General features: G+C 77.1%; 1 protein-coding gene and 1 pseudogene. Both read left to right on the top strand.

The features are described from left to right. The first annotated feature begins 506 nt into the window (after nt 1–506). Nucleotides 507–632, top strand: coding sequence for a hypothetical protein (locus tag ABZ873_RS34165; RefSeq protein WP_360880773.1), 126 nt, complete (start codon nt 507–509; stop codon nt 630–632). 364 nt (nt 633–996) lie between these two features. Further along, nucleotides 997–1,180: pseudogene (locus ABZ873_RS34160) on the top strand (hypothetical protein); the annotation flags it as partial.

Here is a 1,180-nt window from a genome sequence, read left to right as displayed (position 1 = left end):
ACAGCGCGCTGACCACGGAGGACAGCATGGCCATCGGGTGCGCGTCCCGCGGGAAGCCGTCGTAGAAGCGCTTCACGTCCTCGTGGAGCAGCGTGACCGCCGGGGCGGAGTCCTGGCCCGCGACGCCGGCCTCGGCTTCGGGCGGCCTGTCCGCGCCGTCCGGCGGCCCGGCGTCGTGGCCCGCGCCGGAGGCCGGGGGCGCCGCCCCGCTGCCGCTGGCCGTACCGGCCGGTGGCGCATCGTTGCTCCTGGCCGCGCCCTCTGCCGGGGCGGTAGCCCCGGGGGTGCTCGGCTCGGCCGGGACCTTGGCGTCCGCCTCCGGTCATGCCGCGACCGGTACGGAGGCGGGTGCTGTTTCTGGCCGGGTGCCGGTCCGGGGTGTGGCCGGCCTGCCCGAGGCGCCGCATGCCGGTCCTGTCGGCCTGGGTGGTGGGCCCTTCTGTGCTCCTGCCGTGCCCGAGCAGGGTGGGGTGCCTGGGGTTCCGGTTCGGGGTGAGCATGCTCAGGTGCCGCTCGCGCGGGTGGTGCCGGTGGTGGGGCGGGCGGGCATAGGGCTGCCCGGGCGGGTGGTGGTGCGGGGGGCCGAGCGGGCCGCGCCCGGGCCGGTGGAGTTGTCCGTGATGCGGGTCTAGAGGCCCCCGCCGAGCGGTCCTCCGGCCGGCTGTGGGGCTCAGCCCCGCCTCGCCTCGCCTCGGAGACCGCCCGGCACTGGTCCGAACCCGTACACGTCGGTACGCCCGCGTCGTGGCCTCCTGGGGCCCCGCCGCCGCGTGCGGCCCGGTACGGCCCCTCGGACCACCGCGTGCGCGGACCCCGTACGCCTTTCGGGCCCGCCGCCGCGTGCGGCCTCGTATGGCCCTCGGCCCGCTGCCGCGCGCACGGACCCGTACGGCCCCCGGGCCAGCCACCGCACGCGGGGACCCTTACGGCCCCCGGGCCCCGTCGCCGCGCGCGCGGGCCCGTACTCGACCTCATCCGTAGAACCGGAGCATCCGTATGTCTTCCTCCTCCTCCAAGTCCTCCGTCAAGCCCCTGCTGATCTCCGCCGGAGTCGCGCTCGCCGCCGTCACGCTCGGGGTGGTGTCCTGGCAGGCCACCGCGCCCGAGGGGCGCGGGGACGCCGCCCGGCCAGATCGGAAGAGCGGCGGGGTGGGGAAGAGTGTGATTATGCCGGGAGAGT

Origin of the sequence: Streptomyces sp. NPDC047014 (genome assembly GCF_040644195.1) — a bacterium.
Lineage (GTDB): Bacteria > Actinomycetota > Actinomycetes > Streptomycetales > Streptomycetaceae > Streptomyces.
Note: the sequence above shows the minus strand (reverse complement) of the source record. Positions and strands in the feature narration are given on the sequence as shown.